The following is a 26,320-nucleotide window of genomic DNA, read 5'->3' on the forward strand; positions in this document are numbered from 1 at the left end:
TCTGTCCGTCATGCGAGGAGCCGGCTAACTGAAGACAGACAGGACAATCGGCAGACTTTGTCTTTCTGTCCGCTCAGTCTCCTGCACTATCCTGATCCTCTTCGATGTCATCCCAGTCATCATTTTCCAGATTACGTGGAACGAACATCAAACCGTTCTCGACAGCAATCCTCCCTTTCTTCAAAAGCCCTGAAAGAGCTCTGGATACCGCCTTTTGTCTGCTGGCGCGGTTGTCACTGCCTGAAACGGTGAAACCATCTGTAGCGGCCTTTCGCCAGTCAGTTACGTTCAGCTCAACCCCTTCCGACATTTCCATGTAAAGCTTGTAAGCCGCTGTCTCAGCGGACGTGAGCATCGGATTGTCCTCTGGATCCCCCGGGCTGCACGGCAGACAGATCGGCGCTTCCACGGGTTCGCTGTCTACGTCGTAGCCAAGGTGACGAGAGCCGATTCTGAAAGCAAAATCGAGGTCAGGTGATCCGTTTCGGTTCTTGCGAATTTTGCCCCGAACAATTCCGTTCCGGTCGGCAGTCCTAACCATTATTGAAAAGTCCAGTGCTCCGTTAAATACTGAGTGCCCCCTGGGTGTATTGCCCTCAGCTTTGGTTCCGTGATGAACAAAGATGACCGCCGCCCCAGTTTGTGCAAGGCGTTTTCCAATCTGCACAACGCGGTTCATACCTGCCGCGTCATTCTCCTCCAGTCCGGGCATTGCCATTGCAAGAGTGTCGATCACAATAAGGGAAGGCCGGACCAACCTGACCTGTTTCGCCAGAGCCTCCAGCTCAGGGCTGCCCTTTCCCTCCACCTGACCTCGCGAAAACAGATCTCCGCAACCCTGAACCAGTTGGAAGCAATCTGTTACGCCAAGATCACCACAGAGAGCCGCTACGCGTCCGGCCATACCATCTTCATCCTCGCAAGCGATGTAGAACACCGGTCCCTGCTTAGTTCGCAAACCAAAGACATCCTCACCACGAGCGACAGCGTAGCCGAGCCGCGGAGCAAACAGTGACTTGCCCGCCCCGGGCTCACCAAAGATGCATCCTATCTGCCCGGGTGCGATCAACATCTTGATTACGTAGTCACGGATGGGCAGATCAGCACATTGGTCAGGGGTGAGAAACGTCAGCCCACCAGTATCAGCTGATTTGGAGGCCTCCTCACCGAGGAGGAATTCGATACTTGGCAACGCTTCCGGGTCGTCATCGAAATCGTTTGGCGAAACTGCCAGCCAGCCAAAAGTCCTAGCTTCTGCAAACAGTGTATCAGCAGTCACAGCAGCAGTATCGATGTTTCCGAAACTACGCCACTTCCTTGCCACTTCCTTAGAGTCGTAGCCGGTGTAGTCAGCACTCCAGGCCTGTACGAGGCTGAGACCTGGCTTAGATCCGGCAGTGGCGTGATGAACAGCCATTAGAATTCTTACCCACTGCGCATACGGTAAGTCATTCGGGATCTTGAAGAGTGCGTCTGCAAGCTCAGCCAGCTTGTACTGACAATGACTACTGCTCTGAGAACTGCTGAAAGACCGTGTGAGCGCCTGTGGGAAGGCAGTCAGGAGCAGTTGGGCGACCCCCGGATCACCTTTTTCAACCATATAAGAACCGGTTTTGCTGACTGCGCCCGGAGCTATGACGTAGCCCCCCTCTCCACGAACATCTATCCCGGCGCTGGTCGTCGAGTTTCGGATACCATCCGCGTTTTCGAAATAGAGATGCTTACCTCCGCCAGCGGTCCGAACAACCATTGCTGCGTCTTCGGGATCAAGACCAAGATCCAGATATGCGGCGACTCCGTCTTTGTGCTCCCGCACGTCGAGGTCGACGACGGCCACTCCATTGACTGATCCGGTAGGCAGTCCGGGAAGTGCCTCAGGCCATTTTGCCCACCAGGCCTCAATCTGTCTCACGTCAGAAGTGGCAACCTGTTTCCATTTCACGCCGTATTTCGGAGCCTTATTGTTAGGGTTGCACGGGAATATTTTGTATCCAGACTCAGCAAGCTGTAACGCAGCTTTTTTATTGGCGGATCGTGTTCGGCCTGCAGAACTAACTGTGGATCCCTGCATTTGTCTTTCCTGTCTAATTCTCCGGACATAAACGCGAACCGCAATCGGGTGGCCGAATTCGACTGCCACCATTGTCCAAAAGCACAATTTGAAGAAAAAGCACCGAGAGGCCGAAGCAAGTCGGCCCCGGCCTTTCTATGCCAACGTCTCAGTTTCGAAAACCACCGAACATTTTGCCCCAAAACCCTTCGGGTGGTGGGTCATACCGGACAGAACAGTACCAACTACGCTTTCCTTCAAATTCGTGAACAAGATTTGAGAGTAAGGCTCGCTGAGGACCAACAATCCTCGAGAGCTGCTTCTTTTTTTCGATTTCCAGTCGCGCGAACAGGTCCGCACTCCGCTCATCTGCGCCGTTGCCGGTCAATTCTACTATCCTCGCCCAGCGAAGGTCTTCGAGGGTATTGAAATACAGTTTTTCCATGTCATCGGGATGCATCGGGACTATGCGGCTCATTTCTTGTGCCCTTGCCCGATAGCGTTCCTTGCACAATGTTCCACGAATGCACCCAACCAAGACTCTGGCAACGCGGCAGCACGTTCACTGAGTTTTATAAACGGCGGAAACCGCCCTTCGGAAATCATCTGATAAATCTGGCTCCGGGAAAGCCCAACGCGCGACACAACCTCCTGTGGGCGAAGCATTTTACCGCTTGGCGCAACGTTGCTCCAGGGCTGGATAGTGTCGGGGGAACTGATCTGCATTATTTGTCTCCTGTTGTTCAGGACCGGGGCACTCCGGTCAGCTGTGGAGATCATTGTGCAGGAACGTGCGAACTAAAAAAATCACCGGGTTCAAAGATTTTCGAAATTTGGTGTTTATTGACAGCCTTGCCAAAGCAGGGACTCATAAAACTTTGAGTTCTCCTCCCACAGGTTCAACTCGTTGTTGCCCGAGACTTTGTTTTTTAGCCAGCTGTTTATCTTGTTGCGGAGCGCTTCCTCGGAATGAAACTGCCATTCTTCCATGTCCAACCCATCAATCTCAGAGACAAAGAACAGGGTCCCCGCATTCCTCGACAGTTTGACTTCGTATATGATTTCTCTCACAAACACGAAGGCTGCACCGGGCAGCGTGTTTGAATCCCGATTGAACGTCGCCGTAGGTTTTTCCCGAAACAAAGCCGCATACAAGCCCAGAATCTCCGGAAAAAAGTTCGCCTCCCACCACTTGTGCGGAAGCTTTCCGTTCACTTCTTCTGAACTTTTTAACCTTGCGATTGTCTCTTCGAGTTGCTGTCTGAGGTCATAGTCAGCAGTCCTGTACTCGAAACCAAACTTGTTCAATCTGTCGATCAAATCAAAGTATCTGAGGGCGGCGGTGGCATCTGCACAGAACTTTTTCTCATTGAGACCCAAAGCCTGTCTGAACTGCCCCTGCATCGAAATCGCAACGGTTTCGTTAAGAGCGCGCAGCGCACTTTCTGACACCTGAGCACCAAACGAGGCAGGAAAGACTTCCCTTGCAGACCGACGCCGATGCCTCACGATTTCGCAGGTCTTTTCCAGAATGCGCTCAAAAGCCTCGCCTGTGATCCAGTTATCGGCCGTAATCAGATCTGCAATCAGAACCACGTCACTGCCCCTTTGCATCAGTTCGAAGCTGATCGAGTTTTTCAGCCCACCAATCCGCCATCCGAATACGCTCCTCCCAGTGTTCTCCCCGAACATAGGCGCGCCGCACATCGTTGCCTTCAACATGGGCCAGAGCGCGTTCGACCGCGTCTGCAGCCCACAGGCCACTCTCGTTTGCGAAGGTACTGAACGTTGCTCTGAACCCATGTGCGGTTATCTGATCGGACGAGTACCCCATTCGCCGGAGTGCAGCGTTCAGAGTGTTTTCCGACATGGGTTTCTTCCAGGAGCGCGCGGAGGGGAAAAGATAATCACTTGTTCCCGTATGCCGGTGCAACTCTTTCAGCTGATCCAGCGCCTGCCGTGGCAACGGAACACGGTGAGGGCGGCGCATTTTCATTCGTTCCGCCGGGACACGCCATGTCGCCTCCTGACACTCAAATTCATCCCATGTCGCCAGTCTGAGCTCTCCGGGGCGCGGGGCCAGAAGGGCAAGGAGATGCAGCGCATGTTTTGTCGCAGGCTGACCCGAGAAAGCATCGATCCGGTTCAGAAGCAGGCCAAGCTCTTTCGGATCAAGAATCGCTGATCTGGAACGCACCTGCGGACGGACAAGCGCGCCCTTAAGTGCCTCTGTAGGATCCTTATGCGCGCGCCCGGTCGCAATTGCATAGCGGAACACTGACCCGATCGTGCTCCTGAGCCGGCTGGTTGTTTCATAGGTTCCTTTGCTCTCAACCTGCCGCAGCAGGCGCAGAACATCCGGGGTCTCTATCTGCGCAACAGGGCGTTCTGAAAGCATCGGCTCAGTCTGACTGATGAGCCAGTTCAGCTTCTTCAGAGTAGCAGGCGCCCGCCCTTCTTTTTCCAGCTTTGCGACATACTCCCGGGCCACGACGCCAAAGGTCACTGCGCGTTCCCGTTCGGCCTCAATCCGTGCCAGTTTCCGCTCCTCTCCCGGGTCTTTGTCTTCCAGCAAAAGCAACTTCGCGGCATCACGTTTTTCGCGTGCAAGTCTGAGGCTGACGAGCGGGTAAGGACCCAGAGAAAGGAGCTTTTCTCTACCCCCAAACCGGTACTTGAGCCGCCAGAGCCTGGACCCGCACGGATTGATCAGCAGGTGCAGACCGCCCCCATCGAATATTTTGTAAGGTTTTTCGCGGCTTGCGGTGTTTCGGATGGCTGTATCGGTCAACGGCATGGGAACAGGAATCGAATTAATGTGGTTTTGAAAATACCCCCGGAAATACCCCCAGATTGTCTGGCTGCCCCCGGAATCACCTGAACGACGCTGGACTCAGAATGCAGCAAAATCATGGCGTTACCGAAAATATCGGACAGTGCTGGATGCTGCTGAAAGTATAAATGGTGCCCGGGGGCGGAATCGAACCACCGACACGAGGATTTTCAATCCACTGCTCTACCCCTGAGCTACCCGGGCACGGGAACGGCGCTTGCCGTTGGGTGGAGGCGTTCTATGACTTGCGTCAGGGACTGTCCAGAGGCTTTTTCACATTTTTTCAGTGCGGCCGCTGCCCGATCTGGCTGGTATCGGATTCGTCCGCCTCAACATCCTCTTCCCGTTGCGACGGCACGGCGTAGGAGCCGTTCAGCCATTTAGCAAGATCGATATTTGCACAACGCTTCGAACAGAACGGGCGGAACTTGATTACCGTATCTTCCCCGCAGATCGGGCAGCTCATTTCAGCACCTCTTTCAATGGGATACGCGCTCTTTTCCGCTGCAACTCGAAATGGCCCAATGGTGTCCAACCAGCCAGTGTTGTTTCCACCGGGTCATGCCGGAAAGCTGCGCGCAGGGCTTGTTCAAAACCCCGACGGTCTTTCTTGGGCATTGGGGCAAGGTCCAGCGTGATCTGCCCCCCCAGGCCCCGTACCCGCAACGCGCGGGCCAACTGTTTGGCGCAGGCAAAGTTCGCCTTCGTGCCAGCTGCCAGCGATGTGTCGGCGCCCGTATTGACGTCTACGGCGACCAAAGCCCGCGTCGGCTCGATGAACAGATACCCTCCGCCCGCCAACGGTTCCTGAATGCCGCGCGCGATGTCAAGCACATCCAGAACACCGTGGGTTTCAAACCCTCGAGGCTCAGTGAAAACGTCCGCCGGGTCGGTCCAATCACGCCAGGCCAGCACATGGGGGCTGTCGCCTTCGCTCAGTGTTTCGGGTTCAGTGCTCGGATCATCCAAAATCTGCTCGGCCTGCGCCAGCATCGCACTGATGTCTTCGGCAATCTCTTCGGCATCCGCACCGGCACAGCAGGAGCGTAGGATCAGTCCATAGGGGCTGTCGCCCATCATGTCATGGGCGATTTCCAGTAGCCGGTCCCGCGCGTCTTCATCCCGGATACTGCGCGAAATGTTCAGGCCCGGCGCATCCGGCGTAACAATTGCATATCGGCTTTTGAACAAGACCCTATCAGTAACCGGAAGTGCCTTACCTTCTTCTGCGTATCCGGTGACCTGAACCAGCAGCAAAGCGCCCGGGGCCAGCCCTTTTGCCTGTCGTAGAAAAGCAGGTCCATCGGGGGTTGTAAGGAACATACCACCCTGCCCTTTGACAGGGCGATCTGCCTTGGCACGGTAGATCGTGCCGGGTGGCGGGGCATCCCCTGCGATCAGAAAGTCATCCAGCTTACCATCCACCATCAAGGCCGCAGCTTCGCGACCCTCGATATGGTCCAAAACAATCGTACGACCCTTCATGGCGTTCCTCGATAAAGCGGGTATCCGATGGCTTGCAACAATCCCGATGTCTCGGCCAAGGGCAGTCCAACAATGCCAGTGAACGATCCCGAAATCCACGGGATGAACGCACCTGCGGGTCCCTGAATGGCATAGGCACCGGCTTTGCCTTGCCAATCTCCGGTATTCAGGTAGGCGTTCACTTCAATATCCGACAGGCGCTTGAGCCGCACCTGCGAGACCACATCGCGTTGCAGAACGCGATCCCCGCGCCTTACAGCAACAGAAGTGATCACACGGTGGCGTCGACCGGACAGGGCATATAAAAACGCCGCAGCCTCGCCAGCATCCTCTGGCTTGCCTAGAATGCGACGGCCCAGGGCGACAGTTGTGTCAGCGCACAGCACGACATCATCATCACCCGCCGCAACCGCGTTGACCTTTTCCTGGGCGATGCGGTGGCAATAGGGAACAGGTAGTTCCCCCTTAAGCGGCGTTTCATCGATATCCGGAGGTCTGACCGCATCAGGCTGTACGCCAAGCTGCGCCAGCAGGTCCAGCCGCCTTGGGCTGCCCGATCCAAGGATAAACGCCATTAGTTAGAGCGTTACTTGAAGCGATAATTGATCCGACCCTTGGTCAGATCATAAGGGGTCATCTCGACCTGAACCTTGTCGCCAGCCAGAACACGGATGCGGTTCTTGCGCATCTTGCCTGCCGTATGTGCGATGATCTCATGGCCGTTTTCCAGCTCGACCCGAAACGTCGCATTAGGCAGGAGTTCCTTCACGACACCGGGAAATTCGAGCGTATCTTCCTTGGCCATGTTGTCTCCATCGTTAGGTTGCACTCGCAGAATCTGCGAGGATGTGCGCCTAAATGAGCCTATTTCGGCCTTATTTCAAGGCCAGAATCACTAAAGCGTTGAGATTGTGACCGTTTCGACTCGGGGGTTTTGCTCGTCCCAATGCGCGCGATTTAGGACATGCCCATCGTCGCGGACGTTGGCGATGGCGCTCAGATCGATGTCGGCGTAGGTCCAGCCGGGCTGGTTCAGAGTACCCTCGGCCAGTACGCCGGTCTGCGGAAACCCTTTGTCGGGCGGGCTGAAGATGCCGCCTGTGCCGGTGTTCATATCCACTGCTTCGGACCAGTCATTGTTACCAACCAACGAGGCCATCACCGTCACGCATTGGTTTTCCAATGCACGCGACATCGCCCCGATGCGAACCCGCCAATAGCCTGAAAGTGCCTCGGTGCAGGACGGGACCAGTATGATATCCGCTTCATTCAGGGCGCGGCCCAGCAAAGGAAACTCACTGTCGTAGCAGATCAGAATGCCGATCTTGCCCAGTGCTGTATCGAACAGTTTGAGCGGTCCACCGGGGGCTATGTCCCAGTGTTCGCGCTCGAACCGGGTCATGATTTGCTTATCCTGATGATCCTGCCGACCGTTCGGGGTATAAAGCGCCGCGCGGTTTACGGGTCGGCCCACATCATTCCAAACCGGCGCTGACGCGCCCAGGATGTATGTATCGTAAGCCTGAGAGAGACGTTGATGCAGGGCCTGCACGTCTTGCATCCGGTCCGAGACCGCTAGGATTGACCGTTCGAGGTCGCCGGCCACGTCCGCGCCCTCCAGCGTAGACAGCTCCATCGCGCCGTATTCCGGGAACACCAGCAACTCAGCACCCTGCTCAGCGGCGTCCGAAACCCAACGATCCAGCTTATCCTCGTATTGCGCCCAGCTATCGAGCCAATCAAGGTTATAGGCAGCGGTGGCGACTTTCATTACGAACCTCTCGCGCAAAGACACGACAAAGAACCTGAGACAGGCTCACTATAGGCTTTGTCACTCATAGCCTAAGGAAACCAGATACCGGGCGATACAGGTATGCCCATATTGGGCTTGATGTGCCTGGCGTCTAAATTTGACATATCCACGTCCACGACGATTTTCTCAACTTTCGGCAAGTCTCCCCTGTTGAATATCTCGTTCTGGATGATCGCAAGAGCCTCTTTCTGAGATGTCGCCGTAACCCCTACGCCCAAATTTACGCCGGGCGGTGGAGTATCTTCATCCGAGAACTCAAACGTGATCCAAAATCGTTTCAAAGACTTCTGATCCAAAACTGCAACGGCTTGAGCGTTTCGCCCTTTTCCCCGATGTCTCTCCACGAGAACTGCGCAGTGACACCCTGCAAGGGCTCATATCCTCGCGCTCGCCAGAACCCATCTAGCGGTCGGTGGCTTTCGGGTCTCAGCGGATGGTCCGCTGGGCGTTGCACACCACAAAAGGCGCATTTGGCGAAGCCCAGTTCCCGGGCATGAGCTTCGCGCAAATCAAAGAACTTATGCCCGACGCCCTGCCCGCGATAGTCAGGCAACAGGACAGATTCCGCACAATAGAAGATCTGCGACAAGTCCAGACCTGTGCCATCAAAGGCCGCTGCGAAATCGTCGGCGTGATCCATCAGCGGTGCGCCAGTCGAAGCACCAACCAGACGATCCCCATCAAACGCGCCAACAACAATGGCTTTGTCGCTGTCGCGGTAGGATTGCAGATACGTCCGCTCATACTCCAGATCACCGTCGTACAAATACGGCCAAGCTCGAAACACCTCGATCCGCAGGCGTGCCACGTCATCCAGAGCAGCTTCGAGCGCCGCCCCGGTCAGGGCGCGGACCGCGGTGACCTCAGCCATTCGAGACCTGCTTGGTCCAATCCGCAAGGTTGTAGAAAGTAGTGACGCGCGTGATTTTACCGTCTTTCAGATCGAAGAACGACCCGGCCGGCAGGCGATACGTTTGACCGTGGGCATCCGGCAACCCTTCGTCAGTTTCCAGATAGGTGCCGTTTACGATGAACTCTGCCGCCGCGCGCGTGCCGCCTTCGGCCTCGAAGACCACGATATCGGTCAGGTTTTCCTTGTAGCAGCGATTCATATGGGCGCAGAAGGCCGCAAACTTTTCTTTGCCCACACGGATCTGGCCTTCGTTTACGTGATGGGCCACATCATCGGACAAACAGGCCAGCATGCCGCCCACATCCCCGGCGTTGAAGGCATCGAAATAGGTTTGAACGGTCTGGTTCATGGGTCACTCCGTAGGTTCGCCCCAGCGGTCTTTCAGATGCTTGATGATCTGATCGCGGGTCTGTCGGTAGTGGTGTAGCTTGGTTTCGCGCGTCTCACCCATCCCGGTAGGGTCCATTATTGGCCAATAATCGACATCCAGATGAAAAACCCGCGTTAGTTCCAGTGCTTTGCGCTGGCTTGCGGGCGACAGCGCGACAATCAGATCAAAGGAACTGAGGTCATCACCCCATTCCTGCATCTCATCAAACGACCGCGAGCGATGGCGCGACAGCTCAACATCGATCTCATGACAGACCGAGATGCAGAACCCGTCGATTTCCAGATCATTGTAGACCCCAGCGGATTGCACGTATGTGCCGGTGCCGTAAAATTTCTTCATGATGCCTTCGGCCATCGGGGACCGAACCGAGTTGTGGTCGCAACAGAAGAGGACCGACTGCGGCAGAGGCTTCACGCGTTACCCCCCGAAATGCAGCACGCAGATCAGCGTGAACAGGCGACGGGCAGTGTCGGTATCCACATCGGCCTTACCCTCAAGCCGTTCCTGCAAAACGCGGCTGCCTTCGTTGTGGATACCGCGCCGGGCCATGTCGATGGTCTCGATCTGGCTTGGTGGCAAGGTCTTAACCGCGTCGAAATAGCTTTCGCAGATCTGGAAGTAATCCTTGACCACCTGCCGGAACGGGCCGAGCGACAGGTGAAATTCGGCAGCTTTTTCAGCCTGTTCCGTCGCGATATCAAAGACCAGCCGTTTGTCGCGGATCGACAGTTGCACGTGGTAAGGCCCATCAGGAATGACGCGGTCATCCCGTTTGGGCAGCGAAAAGCTGTTGTCTTCCAGCAGATCATAGATGGCAACCTTGCGTTCCTGCTCGATCTCGGGGGTCGGCGGTGGCAGGTTTCGGTCATCCAGTTCGATACGCGAAATACGGGTCATCTTTACGGTCACAATCCTTGTGTCAGCACAGACCTATATCAACGGAATCCCGTCGGCAACGCAGAGAAGCGCCATAAATGTCCGATCTTTGCGTCATTTCAGCCATTCAGGCGGTTCAGACGCGCCGTGACTGACAGGCCGTGCGCCTCGAGGCTTTCCGATTGCGCCAGCTGTTCAGCCGCAGGGCCGATGGCGCGCAGGGCCTCGGGGGTCATCTGGCTGAGCGTGGTGCGTTTGAGGAAATCCATCACGCTGAGCCCGGACGAGAACCGGGCGGACCGGGCCGTCGGAAGCACGTGGTTGGGGCCGCCGACATAGTCGCCGATGGCTTCGGGCGTGTACTGGCCCAGAAAGATGGCCCCGGCGTGGATGGTTTTTTCGCTCAGCGCCACCGGGTCCGCGACGCACAGCTCCAGATGTTCCGGGGCGATACGGTTCGACAGGATCGCAGCCTGATCCAGATTACGAACGGTGATGATGGCGCCGAAGTCGCGCCAGCTGGCCCCGGCGATGGCGCGGCGTTGCAGGGTTTCGAGGCGCTTTTCGACCGCCTTCGCGACGCTTTGGCCAAAAGCGGTATCATCCGTGATCAGGATCGACTGCGCGCTTTCGTCGTGTTCGGCCTGGCTGAGCAGATCCAGCGCGATCCAGTCGGGATCGTTGTCCTTGTCAGCGATGACCAGGATTTCCGAAGGGCCCGCAATCATGTCGATGCCGACCTTGCCGAACACCCGCCGTTTGGCCGCCGCCACAAAGGCGTTGCCCGGGCCCGTGATCTTGTCGACCGGCGCGATGGTGCCGGTACCGTAAGCCAGCGCTGCAACCGCCTGCGCGCCGCCGATGCGATAAACCTCGTCCACGCCCGACAGTTGCGCGGCCAGCAGAACCAGTGGATTCACCTGCCCGTCCGGCGTGGGCACAACAATGGCCAGCCGTTCAACCCCCGCCACCTTGGCCGGGATAGCATTCATCAGAACCGAAGACGGGTAAGAAGCCAGCCCGCCCGGCACATAAAGCCCGGCGGCCGAGACCGCCGACCAGCGCCAGCCAAGGGTGGCCCCGGCCTCATCCGTCCAGCTGTGGTCGTTGGGCATCTGACGTTCGTGATAGGCCCGGATGCGGGCGGCGGCCAGTTCCAGCGCCGCGCGGTCTTCGGCCCCGACCTGCGCCACCGCGTCTGCGATCTCCTGCGCGCTGAAGGCAAGTGTTTCGGGCGTCAGCTCCAGCCGGTCGAATTTCGCGGTCAGTTCGATCACCGCCGCGTCGCCCCGGTTGCGGACATCGTCGATGATCTGCGCCACGACCGCGTCCACATCCGGGCTGTCCTCGCGCTTGGCGGACAGCAGGGCCTGAAAGGCGGTTTCGAAATCGGGTGATGTGGCGTCAAGGAAAACGGGCATGATCTGGCACTCCGAGCGTTGCGCCACGGGACATATCGCCGACGGGGCGCGGCCTCAACCCTCAGCCCTCGGGGTGCAGCGATTTGCGCATGGGATATTGCGGAATGCCGTTCCAGTCGCCTGTCGTGTTTTCCCGGTGCCACCCTTGTTTCAAGTAGAATTCCCGTGCGGTTTGGGTGGCGTCCAGATGCACCTCGGTACAGCCGCACGCGGCCAGCTGCCGTTCCAGCCGGTTGAGCAACGCGGCCCCCACCCCGCTGCTGACGTGATCCGGGTCAACATAGAGCAAGGTGATCTTGCCGGTTTCGAACAACCCACCGACTGCGGCCACCTGCCCTTCACGCTGGGCCAGCCAGATCTGTGATCCCGGCTTGAACCAGCCCCGGATGGTCGCCGGGTCCTTGTTTGCGGTCCATTGTTTCAGATGGTCGGGATCATTGTTGTGATCGGCCACACAAAGCTGCGTGATCGACCGGATCAGCACGCGGCTGATGTCGAATACATCGAACACCGTCGCCGGACGCAGGGCAATACCCTCGGGCACATTTGAAAACGCCTGAGAAATGCCGCGCTTGTTCTGCATCTATTCGGGGTGCTGCGGCGCCCGGCCGGATGGGGCGCGATATGGGCGTGTGACGTCCTTGAGCGTGGCATCCAACGCCTCGACCTTCAGGCGGATCGCGCCGTCTCCCGCCAGGGTCAGCAAGACCTGGCCCGCGCCATCCTCGCCGGGTTCGAATTCGACGGACAGCAGCGACATGACCATGTCCTTTTCGCTGCGATCAATGCCCTGACTGGCCACGGACAGAACGGAATCGAAGACCAGCACCGACTGCACCCGTTCAAACGGGCGGTCACGGCGGGCGGCGGCATCCCTGTCTTCCCAGCGAAAGCGGTTCAGCAACAGGCCAAAGCGGCGCTTCGACTGTTGCCATTTCATCTCGGTCACGGGAAAAACCGCATCCTGCACGAGGGTCGAGATCACCTTCAGGTCATCTGCATCCTCAGCCCCCAGATTCAGCGGGGCTTCGCGCCCGTCTTCAAAACTTGCGTCCGTCATTCGCCCTTGATCCGTTCGATTTTTGCGCCCACGCCTTCCAACTTGCGCACCACATGTTCATAGCCGCGATCCAAATGGTAGACCCGGCTTACCGTGGTCTCACCTTCGGCGGCAAGCCCTGCCAGGATCAGCGAAACCGAAGCGCGCAGGTCTGTCGCCATGACAGGCGCGCCCTTCAAACGTTCAACACCCGTCACGGTTGCCGTTCCGCCATGCACCTCGATCTGGGCTCCCATGCGAACCAGCTCAGGCGCATGCATAAAGCGGTTCTCGAAGATACGCTCTTCCAGCACCGAGGTCCCCTCGGCCGTGCACATCAGCGCCATCATCTGGGCCTGAAGGTCAGTAGGGAAGCCCGGGAAAGGTTCGGTGACCACATCCACAGCCGTCACGCACCCGTATTTGCGCGCAACTTTCAGGCCCTTATCTGTTTCGTCAACGCTTACACCCGCCGCGTCCAGTTTGGCCGCGAATGATTCGACCAGGGACATTCGCCCGCCCAGCAATTCAACCTCGCCACCACAGATGGCCGGGGCCAGCATATATGTGCCCAACTCGATCCGGTCGGTCACAACCTGATGGGTCGCCCCGTGCAGCCGATCCACGCCCTGGATTTCAATGGTCGATGTCCCCTCGCCCGAGATCTGAGCGCCCATCTTGCGCAGACACTCGACTAGATCGACGATCTCAGGCTCGCGTGCCGCGTTTTTCAGAACCGTTGAGCCCTTGGCCAGCGTTGCAGCCATGACGATGTTCTCGGTGGCCCCAACGGATGCAAATCGCATCTCATGCACAGCACCCTTCAACCCGCCCGAGGCCTTGGCGTGCAGGTACCCATCTTTCAGCTCAATCTCAGCGCCCAGAGCCTCAAGCCCTTCGACATGCAGATCCATGGGGCGCGCACCAATCGCGCATCCGCCCGGCAAGGACACAACCGCCTGCCCAAACCGCGCCAAAAGCGGGCCCAGCACCAGATTGGACGCTCGCATTTTGCGCACAATGTCATAGTCGGCTGTCTGGCTCGTCAGGTTGTGGCTCGACATCGCGATCACCTGCCCGTCTTGCAACGAAGACACCTCGGCCCCCAGCGATTGCAGCAGGGCGGTCATGGTCTTGATGTCGCTCAGCCGCGGCGCATTGGTCAGCGTCAGCGGGTCTTCACTGAGAAGCGTTGCGGGCATAAGCGTCAAACACGCATTTTTAGCCCCCGCAATCGGAATTTGTCCGTTCAGCGGGCCGTTGCCCGTCACCAGAATCGAATCCATCTGCTCTTATCCCTCGTCTTTGTCAGCTTTATTTCCGGAAGCGGCCCGCGCCTTAGCCTGCGCCTTACGCCGCGCCATATTCGCCTTTAACGCGGCCTTCAGGCGTTCTTCGCGCGCATTCCCGGATTTGCCGTGATTTTTTTGTGCATTTTTCTCTGCCATGGTCTTTCTCTACAGGAGGCGAAAAAAACCGTCCAGATACCCTTGCGCCGCGTTTCGTTTAAGTCTAATCACCCGCCCACGATGCTGCTGTAGCTCAGAGGTAGAGCACTCCCTTGGTAAGGGAGAGGTCGAGAGTTCAATTCTCTCCAGCAGCACCATCAGAATCCACGATAGTTCAGCAGCCACAAGATCGGTGTATTTGACCGGTTTAGCCCACGTTTGCTTGATAACTTACATGCGATAGTTCTCTATTCCGCGTGTCTTTGCACCTGCCAAATAGCCCAACTTACCTCTTCCTGCCTTCGATAGGTAAAACGGAGAGAAATTCGACACAGGTCATCCAAATACCCGCGCTAACGCCTAAAAAGGGCAACCCCTATCGCAAAGCACACAACGTCCCCAGCGACGGTAATCAGCCGGAAAACAGCAGCAGCGATCAGGGCTGAACCGGGTGTCGTAGCGCCACTTAAGACTGCGATGAACGCGGCTTCGCGAGGGCCTAAACCGCCTGGCGCACCAGGCGTTGCGTACCCTACCAACCAAGAAACAACACCGGCGAGGGCCACAACGCCAATAGGTACATCGTCGATTGCACTCAAGACCGAAGCGGCGACCGAGCTCATGCCCAGAAGAAATACGATCGCAAGAAACGCAATCAAGAGCAAAGCAGAGAATGGTAGGTCCTGCTTGGCCGCAAACCAAACTAATACCAAGACCAGCAAAACCACGATTGAAATCGTCAACGCAAGCCAGATAGGCCCGATGGTATCGAACGGCAGAAGGTCAGCCGGCACGAACCAGGCACCAGTTGCCAAGATCACCAAAGCGGCAACGGGTAGGCAAATCAGTTCGACGATAGTTGCAGCCGCCAATTGCTTGTCGCTCAAAGATCCACCGCGCAGCAAGACAGCGCGTCCCACAAGGTGGACAACATTGCCGGGAACGTATCGCGCGATTTGAGAGAGGGTGAATGACCGATACGTCCGGCGGCGCGGCTCGGGTCCGAATAGTTGCACGATGCGGTGCCACATCTCGGCCAGCACAAATAGCAACGCTGAATAGAGGGCAACCATCGCTGCGCAACGTAGAAAGAACCCCTCGGGTGGATCGAAGTTGATCAGCGCGTCCCAATTGCGTGCAATCTCGCGTCCGATGAAAATGACGGACAGCGCCAGAACCAGCAGGCCAATCCCGCGCGCCAGTCTTCGACGTAGCACCTCATCCTTGAGCAGATGTGCCGCCGGCATCGGCCTATCCCGCCGGTTCGGCGCGCAGGAGCGAGGTCTGATCTGGATAAGGCAAGGTCGGAACCAGCCCGCGCAACCTGGTTTCGGACAACCCGCAATCGTTGATCGATTGGCGGTAGCGCGCGCGATGAGAATTGTCGAACACGATAATCCCATCCGGTGCCAGCTTGGGGATTGCATGTTTCAAGCAGGCTGGACGCGCGCGGCCATCCACGACGATCAGATCAAACACACCGTCTTCGGCATCTATTGCACTGGCATAGGCCGCAAAATTTACCCGAGAACCATTGGCTTTTTCTGATAGATACAGAGCGTCAGTGGGCGAAGCACTACTTGCCTCAAACAACTTGACCTCGGTGGGGCATAAGCCCTCGATCATCGGAATCTTGGCTGTCACATCCTTGTACCAAGGCGTGTCATGTTCAACGCTGGTAACAGATGACGCGCGGCGCGCCAGCCAAACTGTGCTGGCACCCGATCCATATTCGAAGACGCGCGCCGGGCGTGAATCCAGGAATGCATCCACCTGCTCTATGGCGTCGTAGGTCCACCATGGCACGTCGAGGCCGACCATAGCATCGATGTCGTAGATCGCGAACAGGCTGGACATCCAATGCCAGCCGCGCCCTTTGGCGCGCCGCCGCTCGAGAAACCCGGCAAAACCTGTTGCCCGGGCCATAGCCGCCAAGATGCGCATTAGGTTGACATAAATGGATTTGAGCAGACGCATCCCAATCTTATCCCTTCAACTCAGTCGGTGCTCGGCAGATCACGGGCATCTGGTCGGACGAAAACCCTGCGCCTTCGGCCAAATCGATGCAGTAGCCGTTGCTCCAGGGTGCAAAGAAGCTGCCCTCGATCTCACGGAACATACCCGTGTATTGAAACGCGGCCATCGTCGTGACTGTTGTTCCAATCAGCGCCACGGCAAGGACCAGTCGTTTGAAGTTGCCGGGCTGATGACCGTTCGAAACACCCGCCAAAACGCGGGGTATCCCAAGAAAGCTTAGAAATGCTACCAGTGGCCACAGATCAAAACGGTATCTCAGCGTAATCGTCCCATAGGACAGCGTGACCAGAACGCCAACCAACAAACCGGCAGCCAGCACCAGATGTTCTGCACGCCTGACCTGCGTCAAACCGATGGCTGCGAACCCAACCCAAATCAACCAAAGCCACAAAAGCCCGTAACGTGGCCCTTCGACCCTGATATATCCCAGACGGTCTTCTGTCGCCCGTTGGAATAGGTTGTACATCGCCATCGACGGGCCGTGCGTCAGTTCCAGAGCAGGCAGGTCAAATGCATACAACCCTGCATTCGGTGGAATACGCTGAACATTAAATCGGCCATGTTCGGTAAAGGCCTGTGCGCGTGGGGAATCCTGAGGCTCTATCCCCCAGAAAACCGTACCATATTGGGTTTCGCTTGCCTCGAACGAGCCATGGACCTCAGCGGCCCCGCCGAATCTGAGGGTGTTCAAACCCAGATAGAGCAGTCCCCCGGCCCCCAGGATTGCACCTGCGAGCAACGCAGGTAGCAGCATTCGCACACCCTGTTTAATTACGCTCCAACCGCACAGGGCGGTTAAAGCCACATACAGTCCGATCGCCAGGTTCGGGCGAGCATGCACCGTGATAGCTGCACACAAAGCCAATACAGAAAACGCCAGCAGAGGATGCAACTTGTCCTGACCAAAGCGCACCCAAACCGCCACAAAGGCACCCGCCGCGCCATATGCCAGCGCGATAGGTTCGTGATAGAGCGATTGATTGACCACGAGCAGGGTCGCAGGCCCGCAAACCCACAAAGCCGCTGCAAAAAAGACTGCCCAACCCTGCGCATCCCTTTGTGCGCGTGTCGCGGTATGAGCAATCAGATCTTTCAGCGCCACCTGATAACCCAAGGTTCCAAGTACGGTCCAAAACCAGATCGAAAACCCGGCCATCGGGATCGACTCGAACGGCCAAGCCCAACCGAACAAAAAGCGCAGAAGCAACGGCCCCGCCCCGTGATAAAGATAACCTTGCGCGTCGGGTGTATAATGTCCTTCGAACCGCAATAGTCGGGGTGGCAGATCGAAATGCCCGTTCAGGATGGCGTAGTAGTAACCATCGTAGATTGCGCCCCCGAAAAACGGATCAGGGGAAAGGCCCGGTGCAAGCCAGCATAAAACCGCGAGGTAGGCTGCTCCGATAAGGGCAACCATCGCAAATGGTCTTCTTGCCCAATATGCCACAAGTCCCGTTTGCGAAGCGTTATGCACGATCTGCATGCTCCGCCCTTTGTTCCAACTCGCGAACCCGGCGCAACGTCGCTTCGAGCAAGCGCCGGTTTGTGGCAATCGTTTCCGACAGGATCGCAATAATGATCGTGAAATACCCCATCACCACAAACGCACCGCCCAGGACAAGCGATTGAATTTTGCCGTCGCCATCCCCGATGAGGTAGAAAAACACGAACCGCGCGATCGGTATGATCCCGATCAGCAGCAGCACCAGACCGATTGTAGCAAAGGCTTTGAGCGGGCGGTACATAACGTAACTGCGCAAGATGGTCCCCATCTGCCGCGAGATGAAGGACCGCATGGATTTGAACAGACGCGATGGTCGTTCGACCTGATTGACCTCAATAGGGACGGTCACGACGCTCAAGCCCGTCTGTCCAGCATGGATAAGTGTTTCGGTTGTATAGCTGAATTTGGTCATGACGTTGATATGCAACGCCGCATCGCGCGAATAGGCGCGAAACCCCGAAACGGCATCGTTCACCTCTAGCCCCGCAAAGCCCGAAACAACGCGGCTGCCAACCCGTTGCAATATCCGCTTAACGGGCGAGAACGATTGGTTTTCGCCGGGCTTCCGATCTCCGACGACCACGTCAGCCTTCCTGGCCAGAATGGGTGCAATCAGATCAGGGATGGATGCACCGGAATACTGGTTGTCACCATCCGTGTTGACGATGATATCCGCCCCCTGAGCCAAGGCGTTGTCGATCCCGATCTGAAACGAACGGGCAAGCCCTTTGTTGCCGCGGTTGCGAACAACATGCTCAACTCCAAGTTCCTTTGCGATCTCACTGGTGCGATCCGTTGATCCGTCATCAATGACCTGAAGCTCGACCTTACCCACGCCGGAGATGTCGCGCGGGATGTCGCGAATAACGGCAGGTAAGGTTTCTTCTTCGTTCAGACATGGAATCTGAACCACCAGTTTGGGAAGCGCCTTTAGCGTCATTTTGTTCACTCTACCTGCCCAACACGACATTCTGCGATCGCCTGGTGAGTGTTGTCCATTTTCTCTGAGTTGTCACCATCGGCCCAAGAAGCCGAAACCCAACTGCGACCTGATTGCACTGCCGATGACGCGAGGGCCTTAGCCAAGTCCACGAAGTACAGGTTACGTTAACAAAGAGGGCAGCACATTAATCATTGTGTCACAATCGCGTCCAAAACTGTCATGATATTGTAATAGTTCTGCCAGTTTCGCTGTGTAGTTCAGCCTTATCCGATCGATCAGTTTACTAGTCAGATTTTAACGAGGGGGTTCAAGGTCGGCCAACGGGGTGGGCGTGTTACGTCCCTATTTTGCGACTGTCATGCTCACCCCACCGCACTACGGTGAGATCAATCCAATTTGTTTCTCTGAGAATGCGGTGTCACACCAAAGCTCGATCTGTAAACGCGCGAGAAATGGCCTGGGTTTTCAAATCCGCAGGCAAAAGCAACTTCCGTGATCGAGGCTTCGGTCTGCAATAGCAGCTTTTGTGCACGCTCCAGCCGCATCTCCATCAGGTATTTCTTGGGTGAGGTGTTCAGGTATTTTCCAAACAATCGCTCCAGCTGGCGCGTTGAGATTCCCAGCCTCTCCGCAATCTCAGACGGCGAGACCGGTGTTTCGATACTGTCGCGCATGATCTCTATCGACCTAGCGAGATGGGCGTTGCGCATACCATTGCGTGATTGCAGCGAGACGCGTTGCTTCGCGGTCGCATTGCGCACCGCATTGTAAACCATCTGATCGGCCACCGCGACGGCCAGCTCGGCCCCATGGTCGCGTTCGATCAGATGCAGCATCAAATCAGCGGTCGCGGTGCCGCCCGAGGCGGTGATATGCTTCTCATCCGCTACAAAAACACTGCGCACCAGATTGACTTCGGGAAAGGCCTCCATAAAGGCATCGTGGTACTCCCAGTGAATCGCGGCTTGCATCCCGTCCAAAAACCCTGCTTTGGCCAGCACCCATGCGCCCGAGCACAAAGCACCAATGGGTGTGCCCTGCGCCCGCTCGCGCCTGAGAGTTGCCAGCAAAGGCCGCGTGACGTGATTGCGCATGTGAATGCCAGACAGAACAAACAGCTGGTCTGTTTTTGGTATGTCATCCAGACCGCCATGAACCAACGTAACCAGCCCATTTGAACAGACCGCGCGCTCACCGTCTTCGGAAATCATAGACCAATCATAAAGCTGCTCTTCACTGACCCAATTGGCAATGCGCAGCGGTTCGACAGCGCATGAAAACGCAAGGTGGGAAAACTCCTCGACCAAAATGAAGGTGATGTGCCGCGTCTGACGCATTGGGGTTTCCACTCGAAGGCCGATTCCGGCCGGAACTACTAACGGTGGTTCATGCTGCATTATTTTTTACTGTATACAAGTTGTATTTTGTTCGCATACATATCTGAAGCACCGAACCCGCGATTCGAATGTAGCGACGCCTCGGAGGTCAGATGAAAGACGATCCCAAATCTCGGAAGACCGATTTGATGGAGTATTTGAAAGTGTCGATCCTGACATTGCGCTTTCAGCCGGGTACGGACTTGGATGAGGCGCTGCTGTCAGATGAGTTTGGCCTGTCCAGAACCCCTTTGCGCGAAGTGTTCAGGCAATTGGGGGGCGAAGGCTATCTGGACCTGCGCACCAATCGCAGCGCGCGGGTGTCCGAGATGTCCCACACCACCTTGCGCGATTTTTTTCTGGCGGCCCCAATGATCTATGGCGCGGTGCTGCGTCTGGCTGCCCGCAACGCGACGCCTGCCCAAATCGAGGACCTGAAAGCGGCGCAGCTGGCGTTTAAATCAGCCCTCCGCTCTGGTTCAGCAGCGGATCGCGCACTCGCCAACAATCGGTTTCATGAACTGACGGGAGAGATGTCAGGCAATGTTTACCTGCTGCCATCCTTCAACAGATTGCTGATTGATCACGCACGGATCGGGATGACGTTCTACCGACCGCAAACCGCAAAAATGACCGAAAATCTGGCGGATGCCAGCACCCAGCATGACGCCATAATCTCCGCCATCGAGGCGAACGATGAGGCGGCGGCTGCGCAGCTGGCCGAAGAACACTGGAACCTGTCGCGCGATCAGATCGAACTGTTTGTGATGCCAGACGCCTTGGATGTGCCATTGGGCCTGTCCCCGCTTTCGAAACCCGCATGAGGACCGAATGAACCCGATTTTCAAGTTTGAGGGGATCTATACCCCGGTGGTCACGCCCTACCACGACAATGGCAGCGTGAATTGGGACGCGCTGGCGCAGGTGATCGAATACCTGATTGAGAACGGCGTGCACGGTCTGATCTCGGGCGGGTCGACCGGTGAGAACTATGCGCAGACTGTCGAGGAACGGCTGGAACTGGCGCGGTTCACGCATGATCGACTGAAAGGCCGTTTGCCGCTGGTCGTTGGGACCGGTGCGATGCTGACGCCGGACTCAATAGCTTTGGCGACGGGTGCGCGCGAAATCGGCGCTGATGCGATTTTGTTGGCCAGCCCTCCCTACTCGGTGCCTACAGATCGTGAAAATGCGCTGAATGCGCTGGCCATAGACAAGGCTGCTGACTTGCCCGTGATGCTGTACAACTATCCCCATCGGACCGGCACGATGATGGGCGAAGAGTTTCTGGACCGCATCGGGCGCAGTCGGAATTTTTGCGGCATCAAGGAAAGCTCGGGCGATATCAACAGGGTGCATCTGCTGGCGCGGGACTACCCGCATATTCAGCTGGGTTGCGGCATGGATGATCAGGCACTGGAGTTCTTCGCCTGGGGCGCGCCGTTCTGGGTGTGCGGCGGATCGAACTTTCTGCCTGCGGAACATGTGGCGCTGTATCAGGCCTGTGTGATCGAAGGCAACTTTGCCAAGGGCCGGCGGATCATGTCCGCCATGATGCCGCTGATGCGGGTGCTGGAACAGGGCGGCAAGTTCATCCAGACCATCAAACATGGCGTGACCATGAACGGGATCGACGCGGGCGCGATACGGCCTCCGCTGAAAGGTCTGAACAAGGACGACAAGCGCGCGCTGGAACAGGTGACACGCGTGCTGAAAAAGACAATCGCAGATATCGTGGCGGAGGGCTAAGGCATGGGATTACTTACTAAGGATGAATACAAATCCATCGCTGCAGGCCTGGCATTGCCCACCGGCGCTTTCATTGACGGTGCTTACCGCCCAGCGATCTCGGGCAAGACGTTTGAGACTGTCAATCCCGCCACAAGCGACAAGCTGACCGACATCGCCGCCTGCGGGGCGGCGGATGTGGACTTTGCCGTTGAAAAGGCGCGTGAGTCATTTGACGATGGGCGGTGGTCCAAACTGCACCCGTCCGACCGCAAGGATGTGTTGATCCGGCTTTGCAAACTAATGACACGCAATGCGCGGGAACTGGCGGTGATGGAAAGCATCGACAGCGGTAAGACCATCTACGATTGCGAAACCGTGGACCTTCCCGAATCAATCCATTGCCTGAAATGGCATGCCGAAGCGATTGACAAGATCTACGATCAGGTCTCGCCCGCCAGTGATGACCACATTGCCATGGTGGTGCGTGAACCGATTGGCGTTGTGGGGCTGGTACTGCCTTGGAACTTCCCTTTGCTTATGCTGGCGTGGAAGATCGGACCTGCTTTGGCAGCAGGCTGTTCGGTAGTGGTGAAACCAGCAACTGAAACAACGCTGACGGCCCTGCGCCTGGCCGAGTTGGCGATGGAAGCGGGCCTTCCGCGCGGCGTTCTGAACATCGTTCCAGGCGGTGGCGTAGATGTTGGAGAACCCATCGGGCGGCACATGGATATCGACATGGTCTCCTTCACCGGTTCGACCGTGACGGGCAAACAGTTCCTGACCTATTCGGCCGAAAGCAACGCCAAAGAGGTGGTGCTTGAGATGGGTGGCAAGAACCCCGCCATCGTCATGGATGACGCTGAAAACCTCGACCGTGTGGCGGCGCATGTGGTTAACGGCGCATTCTGGAACATGGGCGAGAACTGTTCGGCTTCGTCTCGTCTGATCGTGCACAAGGACGTGAAGGACGAACTGCTGGAACGCGTCGCACATCACGCCAAGCAGTGGAATATCGGCGACCCGCTGGATCCGGAAACACGGATGGGCGCATTGGTCAGTGAAGGGCACTACACCAAGGTTTGCGGGTATTTGGATCAGGCCGAGAATATGGCGATCGGTGGCAAAGCTGCAAATGGCTTTGTCGAGGCCACCGTGGTCGAGGTTCCCGGAAACGATGCCACCTTGGCGCGCGAGGAAATCTTTGGCCCCATCCTGTCGGTGATCGAGGTGTCTAGCTTCGATGAGGCGATCAAGATCGCCAATGACACGGACTATGGCCTCTGCGCTTCAATCTTCACAGCCAACGCCAAACGCGCCATTCGCGGCGCGCGGGCAATCCGTGCGGGTACGGTTACCGTGAACAGTTTTGGTGAAGGTGATATCACCACACCCTTTGGTGGCTACAAGCAATCGGGCTTTGGCGGGCGCGACAACTCGGTTCATGCCCACGATCAGTACACCCAACTAAAGACCATCTGGATTGATCTGGCGGATGATGCGGACGAGGCCGTGGATTGACGCGGTTCGAGGCCAAACGGCTTCCTCGGCAAACAGGTCCGGCGGGGTGGAATGCTATTCTGCCCCGTCGGACGGCTCTGCCAACGCTAAGCGAGGACCTGAGTGCTGATGTCACCATCGTTGGTGGTGGCTTCGCGGGCCTCAGCGCGGCGCGGCGTCTGCATCAGATCGACCCGTCGCTCAGGGTTGTCTTGCTTGAGGCCGGGCATATTGCCGAAGGGTCCGCTGGTCGCAATTCAGGGTTCATGATCGATCTGCCGCATGATCTGGCCTCGGATAATTATGCAGGCGATGCGTTGGAATCGGATCGCGCTGCCATTGCGCTGAACCGTAAAGCCATCGACTTTGCGACCCATGTTGCCACCGAATGCGATCTGCCGCAGGAAGCCTTTGATCCATGCGGCAAGTTCAATGCAGCCGCAACACCCGGCGGTGACGCCCATAACCTGGAGTTCGCCGCGCATCTGAAAAAGCTGGGCGAGCCACATACGCTGTATGATCGCCAGCAGATCGGCGAGATCACCGGCAGCCCTCATTACACCTCAGCGCTCTACGCGCCTGGAACCGTGATGATCCAACCGGCAGCCTATGTGCGCGCTTTGGCTAAGACGTTATCGGAACTGGTGCGGATATTCGAACGTTCGCCGGTCATTGCGTTCGAGAGGCAAGGTAACGGGTGGCTTGTTCGGACGCCCAAGGCAAAGGTCACCACCGGCAGCATTATTCTGGCCAATAATGGCCATCTCGAAAGCTTCGGATTCTATGCGCGGCGCCTGATGCATATCTGTCTCTACGCGTCACTGACGGAACAGATGACGCCCGAACAGATCAAAACGCTTGGCGGACAATCACGCTGGTCTGTTACACCTGCGAACCCAATGGGTACATCGGTCAGGCGCGTTTCAGGCAGCTATGGCGACCGTATTTTGGTACGCACATGCTCCAGCTTTCATCCTGATCTTGAGACATCTGAAGCGCGGCTGCGCAAGGCTGGCCGCGTGCATGATCGTAAGTTCCGCGAACGGTTCCCGTACTTACCCGATCTGCAGATGGAGCATCGTTGGGCCGGGATGTTGTGCCTCAGCCGGAACGGGTCCGCTGCGTTTGGAGAGCTTGAAAGTGGTGTCTATTCGGCCTGCTGTCAGAACGGGCTGGGCATAGCACGCGGAACGTTACAGGGCATGGGCGTTGCCGAGACAATCCTGCAGGGAAGATCCGAAATCGCCGGTCATTTCACCGCACAGCCCACGCCCCCACGCCTACCGCCGGAACCCTTCGCGTCAATTGGCGCAAACAGCTACCTCAAGTGGAAAGAGTGGCGCTCGGGCAAAGAATAGCCCGTCAAGGCAAGCTCAGCTTGGCCATCCTACCCCCATCCACTGTATAAACCTGCCCAGTGATAAAAGACGCATCGTCTGACGCCAAAAACGCAACCAAGGCCGCAACCTCTTCGGGCCGTCCTGTGCGACCGACCGGATGAATACCGCCTATGTTGCTACGAAACGCATCGGGATCAGGCATCGAGTCAATATAGTCCAGATTCAGATCGGTATCGATCCAACCGGGCGCGATCGCGTTGCATCGGATACCATCCTTCCCATGATCGACAGCAACCGCACGGGTCAGGCCATGCAACCCTGCCTTTGACGCGCAATAGGCGGCATGACCCGGATTGCTGCCCAGCCCCTCAATCGATCCGGTATTCACAATCGAACCTTGCGTTTTGCGCAGATGCGGCAGCGCGGCTTTGATCATCATGAAAGGCGCCGTCAGGTTGACAGACAGCGTGCGCTGCCAGTCTTGCAAGCTCATCTCTTCAACCGACGCCTCCTGCATCATGCCAGCATTGTTGACCAGAACGTCCAGACGTCCGGCCTTGGCCATGACCGCGTCAATAACGCGCTGCGGCGTATCAGGATCGGTAAAGTCCGCTGTGATCCCTTCAAAATCATCATCCGCCCCGCGTTGTGCCGTAAAAACGCGCGCGCCTTCGTGTTGCAACCGTATCGCGACAGCGCGGCCAATGCCGCTGCGACCGCCTGTAACCAGCGCAGTTTTACCTTCAAATCGCATCATGAAACAGGTTTGCCTCCGTTCACTTCGACCAACGTGCCGCACACATAGCGCGACGCGTCTGATACAAGGAACATGACAACATCGGCGATGTCTTCGGGCTCGGCGATCCGACCCAATGGTACGGTTTGCCCTAGTTCAGCCACCGCAGTGTCCGGATCAAACCCCCGTTTTTCAAAGCCAGAGCGCAGCATGGGCGTATTCACTTCGTTTGGACAAACCGCATTGATGCGTATGCCCTGATGCGCGTGATCCATCCCCATACATTGGGTCAAGGACGCAATGGCTGCCTTGGTCATGCAATAGACCGCATGGTTAGGCCCCGGACGCAAACCCCAGCATGAGGCCGTGTTGACGATAGCTCCGCCCCCGGCATTGGCCAAGATCGGGATTGCGGCGCGGCAGATGCGAAACGGGGCCTCGACATTTACACCCAGCGACAAAGACCAGTCATTGTCTGACGTCTCAGTTACGGGTCCGCGCGTGATGACACCGGCATTGTTGATGACGATGTCCAAACCGCCCAAAGCCGAAGCCGCCGCACTTGGCAGACCATCCGCATAATCGGGATCCAAAAGATCCCCCGGCAAATGCGCTTCGGCACCGATCCCGTCGACATCTCGATCCGCCACTGCGATACGAGCGCCCGCGTCGCGCAAACGCTGCACCAAGGCCATGCCGATTCCACCCGCAGCACCCGTTACAAGCGCCGATTTTCCGATCAGTTCCATATTTTCATCCAATGCATCAGGCCAATGTTAACCATGGGCCGCTCCGGTCTTTTTCAGCTTCTGCAAGCTTCACATCTGCCGCTAAGACCTGATTGAAAAAGAGCCCGCCAATATACAGGCGGGCCAGATCGGGGAGAT

General features: G+C 57.1%; 30 protein-coding genes and 2 tRNA genes. 5 read left to right on the forward strand and 27 right to left on the reverse strand.

Translation table 11 applies throughout. The features are described from left to right. Positions 1 to 73: 73 nt before the first annotated feature. The 20 genes from ACR0EL_RS09135 to ACR0EL_RS09230 form a co-directional block, all read right to left on the reverse strand. Positions 74 to 2,071, reverse strand: a complete 1,998-nt coding sequence (locus ACR0EL_RS09135) for an AAA family ATPase (protein ID WP_480499529.1) — start codon at positions 2,069 to 2,071, stop codon at positions 74 to 76. 148 nt (positions 2,072 to 2,219) lie between these two features. Next, positions 2,220 to 2,528, reverse strand: a complete 309-nt coding sequence (locus tag ACR0EL_RS09140; RefSeq protein WP_480499530.1) for a hypothetical protein — start codon at positions 2,526 to 2,528, stop codon at positions 2,220 to 2,222. Continuing rightward, positions 2,525 to 2,776, reverse strand: coding sequence for a helix-turn-helix transcriptional regulator (locus tag ACR0EL_RS09145; RefSeq protein ID WP_480499531.1), 252 nt, complete (start codon positions 2,774 to 2,776; stop codon positions 2,525 to 2,527). Before ACR0EL_RS09145 ends, ACR0EL_RS09140 begins: the two co-directional genes overlap by 4 nt. 114 nt (positions 2,777 to 2,890) lie before the next feature. Next, entirely contained in the window at positions 2,891 to 3,454 is a 564-nt protein-coding gene (locus tag ACR0EL_RS09150; RefSeq protein WP_480499533.1) for a hypothetical protein, read from the reverse strand. A 193-nt stretch (positions 3,455 to 3,647) separates the two neighbouring features. Then, complete coding sequence (locus ACR0EL_RS09155) at positions 3,648 to 4,847, reverse strand: tyrosine-type recombinase/integrase (RefSeq protein WP_480499534.1); 1,200 nt, start codon at positions 4,845 to 4,847, stop codon at positions 3,648 to 3,650. 165 nt (positions 4,848 to 5,012) lie between these two features. Beyond that, a tRNA-Phe gene (locus tag ACR0EL_RS09160) sits at positions 5,013 to 5,087 on the reverse strand. Positions 5,088 to 5,166: 79 nt separating this feature from the next. Beyond that, a complete protein-coding gene (locus tag ACR0EL_RS09165; protein WP_480499535.1) occupies positions 5,167 to 5,349 on the reverse strand; it encodes a DNA gyrase inhibitor YacG in 183 nt (60 codons plus the stop codon). Next, complete coding sequence (locus tag ACR0EL_RS09170) at positions 5,346 to 6,368, reverse strand: ribonuclease E/G (protein ID WP_480499536.1); 1,023 nt, start codon at positions 6,366 to 6,368, stop codon at positions 5,346 to 5,348. The genes ACR0EL_RS09165 and ACR0EL_RS09170 overlap by 4 nt, the downstream gene beginning before the upstream one ends. Beyond that, positions 6,365 to 6,943, reverse strand: a complete 579-nt coding sequence (locus ACR0EL_RS09175; RefSeq protein ID WP_480499537.1) for a Maf family protein — start codon at positions 6,941 to 6,943, stop codon at positions 6,365 to 6,367. The genes ACR0EL_RS09170 and ACR0EL_RS09175 overlap by 4 nt, the downstream gene beginning before the upstream one ends. 11 nt (positions 6,944 to 6,954) lie before the next feature. Continuing rightward, positions 6,955 to 7,173, reverse strand: coding sequence for a translation initiation factor IF-1 (gene infA / locus ACR0EL_RS09180; protein WP_005978431.1), 219 nt, complete (start codon positions 7,171 to 7,173; stop codon positions 6,955 to 6,957). Between the two features lie 90 nt (positions 7,174 to 7,263). Continuing rightward, a complete protein-coding gene (locus ACR0EL_RS09185; RefSeq protein WP_480499538.1) occupies positions 7,264 to 8,139 on the reverse strand; it encodes a carbon-nitrogen hydrolase family protein in 876 nt (291 codons plus the stop codon). A 319-nt stretch (positions 8,140 to 8,458) separates the two neighbouring features. Then, on the reverse strand, positions 8,459 to 9,052 hold the full coding sequence (locus ACR0EL_RS09190; protein ID WP_480499539.1) for a GNAT family N-acetyltransferase: 594 nt from the start codon (positions 9,050 to 9,052) through the stop codon (positions 8,459 to 8,461). Then, a complete protein-coding gene (locus ACR0EL_RS09195) occupies positions 9,045 to 9,443 on the reverse strand; it encodes a ketosteroid isomerase-related protein (protein ID WP_480499540.1) in 399 nt (132 codons plus the stop codon). Before ACR0EL_RS09195 ends, ACR0EL_RS09190 begins: the two co-directional genes overlap by 8 nt. A gap of 3 nt (positions 9,444 to 9,446) precedes the next feature. Continuing rightward, on the reverse strand, positions 9,447 to 9,899 hold the full coding sequence (locus tag ACR0EL_RS09200) for an arsenate-mycothiol transferase ArsC (RefSeq protein ID WP_170536457.1): 453 nt from the start codon (positions 9,897 to 9,899) through the stop codon (positions 9,447 to 9,449). A 3-nt stretch (positions 9,900 to 9,902) separates the two neighbouring features. After that, positions 9,903 to 10,382 carry a UPF0262 family protein gene (locus ACR0EL_RS09205; RefSeq protein ID WP_480499541.1) on the reverse strand — a complete coding sequence of 160 codons (480 nt, stop codon included), beginning with the start codon at positions 10,380 to 10,382 and terminating at the stop codon, positions 9,903 to 9,905. Between the two features lie 98 nt (positions 10,383 to 10,480). Next, entirely contained in the window at positions 10,481 to 11,782 is a 1,302-nt protein-coding gene (hisD, locus tag ACR0EL_RS09210) for a histidinol dehydrogenase (protein ID WP_480499542.1), read from the reverse strand. A 61-nt stretch (positions 11,783 to 11,843) separates the two neighbouring features. After that, positions 11,844 to 12,365, reverse strand: a complete 522-nt coding sequence (locus ACR0EL_RS09215; protein WP_480499543.1) for a GNAT family N-acetyltransferase — start codon at positions 12,363 to 12,365, stop codon at positions 11,844 to 11,846. Further along, positions 12,366 to 12,842, reverse strand: a complete 477-nt coding sequence (locus tag ACR0EL_RS09220) for a DUF2948 family protein (RefSeq protein ID WP_480499544.1) — start codon at positions 12,840 to 12,842, stop codon at positions 12,366 to 12,368. Continuing rightward, positions 12,839 to 14,107 (reverse strand): UDP-N-acetylglucosamine 1-carboxyvinyltransferase, encoded by a 1,269-nt coding sequence (gene murA / locus ACR0EL_RS09225; protein WP_480499546.1) that lies wholly within the window; start codon positions 14,105 to 14,107, stop codon positions 12,839 to 12,841. Before murA ends, ACR0EL_RS09220 begins: the two co-directional genes overlap by 4 nt. Positions 14,108 to 14,113: 6 nt before the next feature. Continuing rightward, a complete protein-coding gene (locus ACR0EL_RS09230; protein ID WP_353010619.1) occupies positions 14,114 to 14,269 on the reverse strand; it encodes a hypothetical protein in 156 nt (51 codons plus the stop codon). 83 nt (positions 14,270 to 14,352) lie between these two features. On the opposite strand from ACR0EL_RS09230, the gene ACR0EL_RS09235 reads away from it, so the two are divergent. Continuing rightward, a tRNA-Thr gene (locus ACR0EL_RS09235) sits at positions 14,353 to 14,427 on the forward strand. A gap of 195 nt (positions 14,428 to 14,622) precedes the next feature. Here ACR0EL_RS09235 and ACR0EL_RS09240 read toward each other — a convergent pair. From ACR0EL_RS09240 to ACR0EL_RS09260, 5 genes are all read right to left on the reverse strand, one after another. Further along, positions 14,623 to 15,516: a hypothetical protein gene (locus ACR0EL_RS09240; RefSeq protein WP_480499547.1), complete on the reverse strand. Its 894-nt coding sequence runs from the start codon at positions 15,514 to 15,516 to the stop codon at positions 14,623 to 14,625. 4 nt (positions 15,517 to 15,520) lie between these two features. After that, on the reverse strand, positions 15,521 to 16,246 hold the full coding sequence (locus ACR0EL_RS09245; RefSeq protein WP_480499549.1) for a class I SAM-dependent methyltransferase: 726 nt from the start codon (positions 16,244 to 16,246) through the stop codon (positions 15,521 to 15,523). 7 nt (positions 16,247 to 16,253) lie between these two features. Then, complete coding sequence (locus ACR0EL_RS09250; protein WP_480499550.1) at positions 16,254 to 17,723, reverse strand: hypothetical protein; 1,470 nt, start codon at positions 17,721 to 17,723, stop codon at positions 16,254 to 16,256. A 49-nt stretch (positions 17,724 to 17,772) separates the two neighbouring features. Then, positions 17,773 to 18,750 (reverse strand): glycosyltransferase family 2 protein, encoded by a 978-nt coding sequence (locus ACR0EL_RS09255; RefSeq protein WP_480499736.1) that lies wholly within the window; start codon positions 18,748 to 18,750, stop codon positions 17,773 to 17,775. Positions 18,751 to 19,139: 389 nt separating this feature from the next. Next, complete coding sequence (locus ACR0EL_RS09260; protein ID WP_480499552.1) at positions 19,140 to 20,090, reverse strand: GlxA family transcriptional regulator; 951 nt, start codon at positions 20,088 to 20,090, stop codon at positions 19,140 to 19,142. Between the two features lie 152 nt (positions 20,091 to 20,242). Here ACR0EL_RS09260 and ACR0EL_RS09265 point away from each other — a divergent pair, with 152 nt between their 5' ends. From ACR0EL_RS09265 to ACR0EL_RS09280, 4 genes are read left to right on the forward strand one after another with little or no spacing between them, the layout of a single operon-like run. Continuing rightward, positions 20,243 to 20,953 carry a GntR family transcriptional regulator gene (locus ACR0EL_RS09265; RefSeq protein WP_480499554.1) on the forward strand — a complete coding sequence of 237 codons (711 nt, stop codon included), beginning with the start codon at positions 20,243 to 20,245 and terminating at the stop codon, positions 20,951 to 20,953. Positions 20,954 to 20,960: 7 nt separating this feature from the next. Then, positions 20,961 to 21,878, forward strand: a complete 918-nt coding sequence (locus ACR0EL_RS09270) for a dihydrodipicolinate synthase family protein (protein ID WP_480499555.1) — start codon at positions 20,961 to 20,963, stop codon at positions 21,876 to 21,878. 3 nt (positions 21,879 to 21,881) lie between these two features. Beyond that, positions 21,882 to 23,378, forward strand: coding sequence for an aldehyde dehydrogenase (locus tag ACR0EL_RS09275; protein WP_480499557.1), 1,497 nt, complete (start codon positions 21,882 to 21,884; stop codon positions 23,376 to 23,378). Next, positions 23,375 to 24,715, forward strand: coding sequence for an NAD(P)/FAD-dependent oxidoreductase (locus tag ACR0EL_RS09280; protein WP_480499558.1), 1,341 nt, complete (start codon positions 23,375 to 23,377; stop codon positions 24,713 to 24,715). Before ACR0EL_RS09275 ends, ACR0EL_RS09280 begins: the two co-directional genes overlap by 4 nt. Before the next feature lie 4 nt (positions 24,716 to 24,719). Here the strand turns inward: ACR0EL_RS09280 and ACR0EL_RS09285 are convergent, their stop codons facing one another. After that, positions 24,720 to 25,454 (reverse strand): SDR family NAD(P)-dependent oxidoreductase, encoded by a 735-nt coding sequence (locus ACR0EL_RS09285; protein ID WP_480499560.1) that lies wholly within the window; start codon positions 25,452 to 25,454, stop codon positions 24,720 to 24,722. Next, positions 25,451 to 26,182: an SDR family NAD(P)-dependent oxidoreductase gene (locus ACR0EL_RS09290; RefSeq protein ID WP_480499561.1), complete on the reverse strand. Its 732-nt coding sequence runs from the start codon at positions 26,180 to 26,182 to the stop codon at positions 25,451 to 25,453. Before ACR0EL_RS09290 ends, ACR0EL_RS09285 begins: the two co-directional genes overlap by 4 nt. Between the last annotated feature and the right edge of the window lie 138 nt (positions 26,183 to 26,320).

The sequence above is a fragment of the Ruegeria sp. AH12 genome (assembly GCF_056541465.1).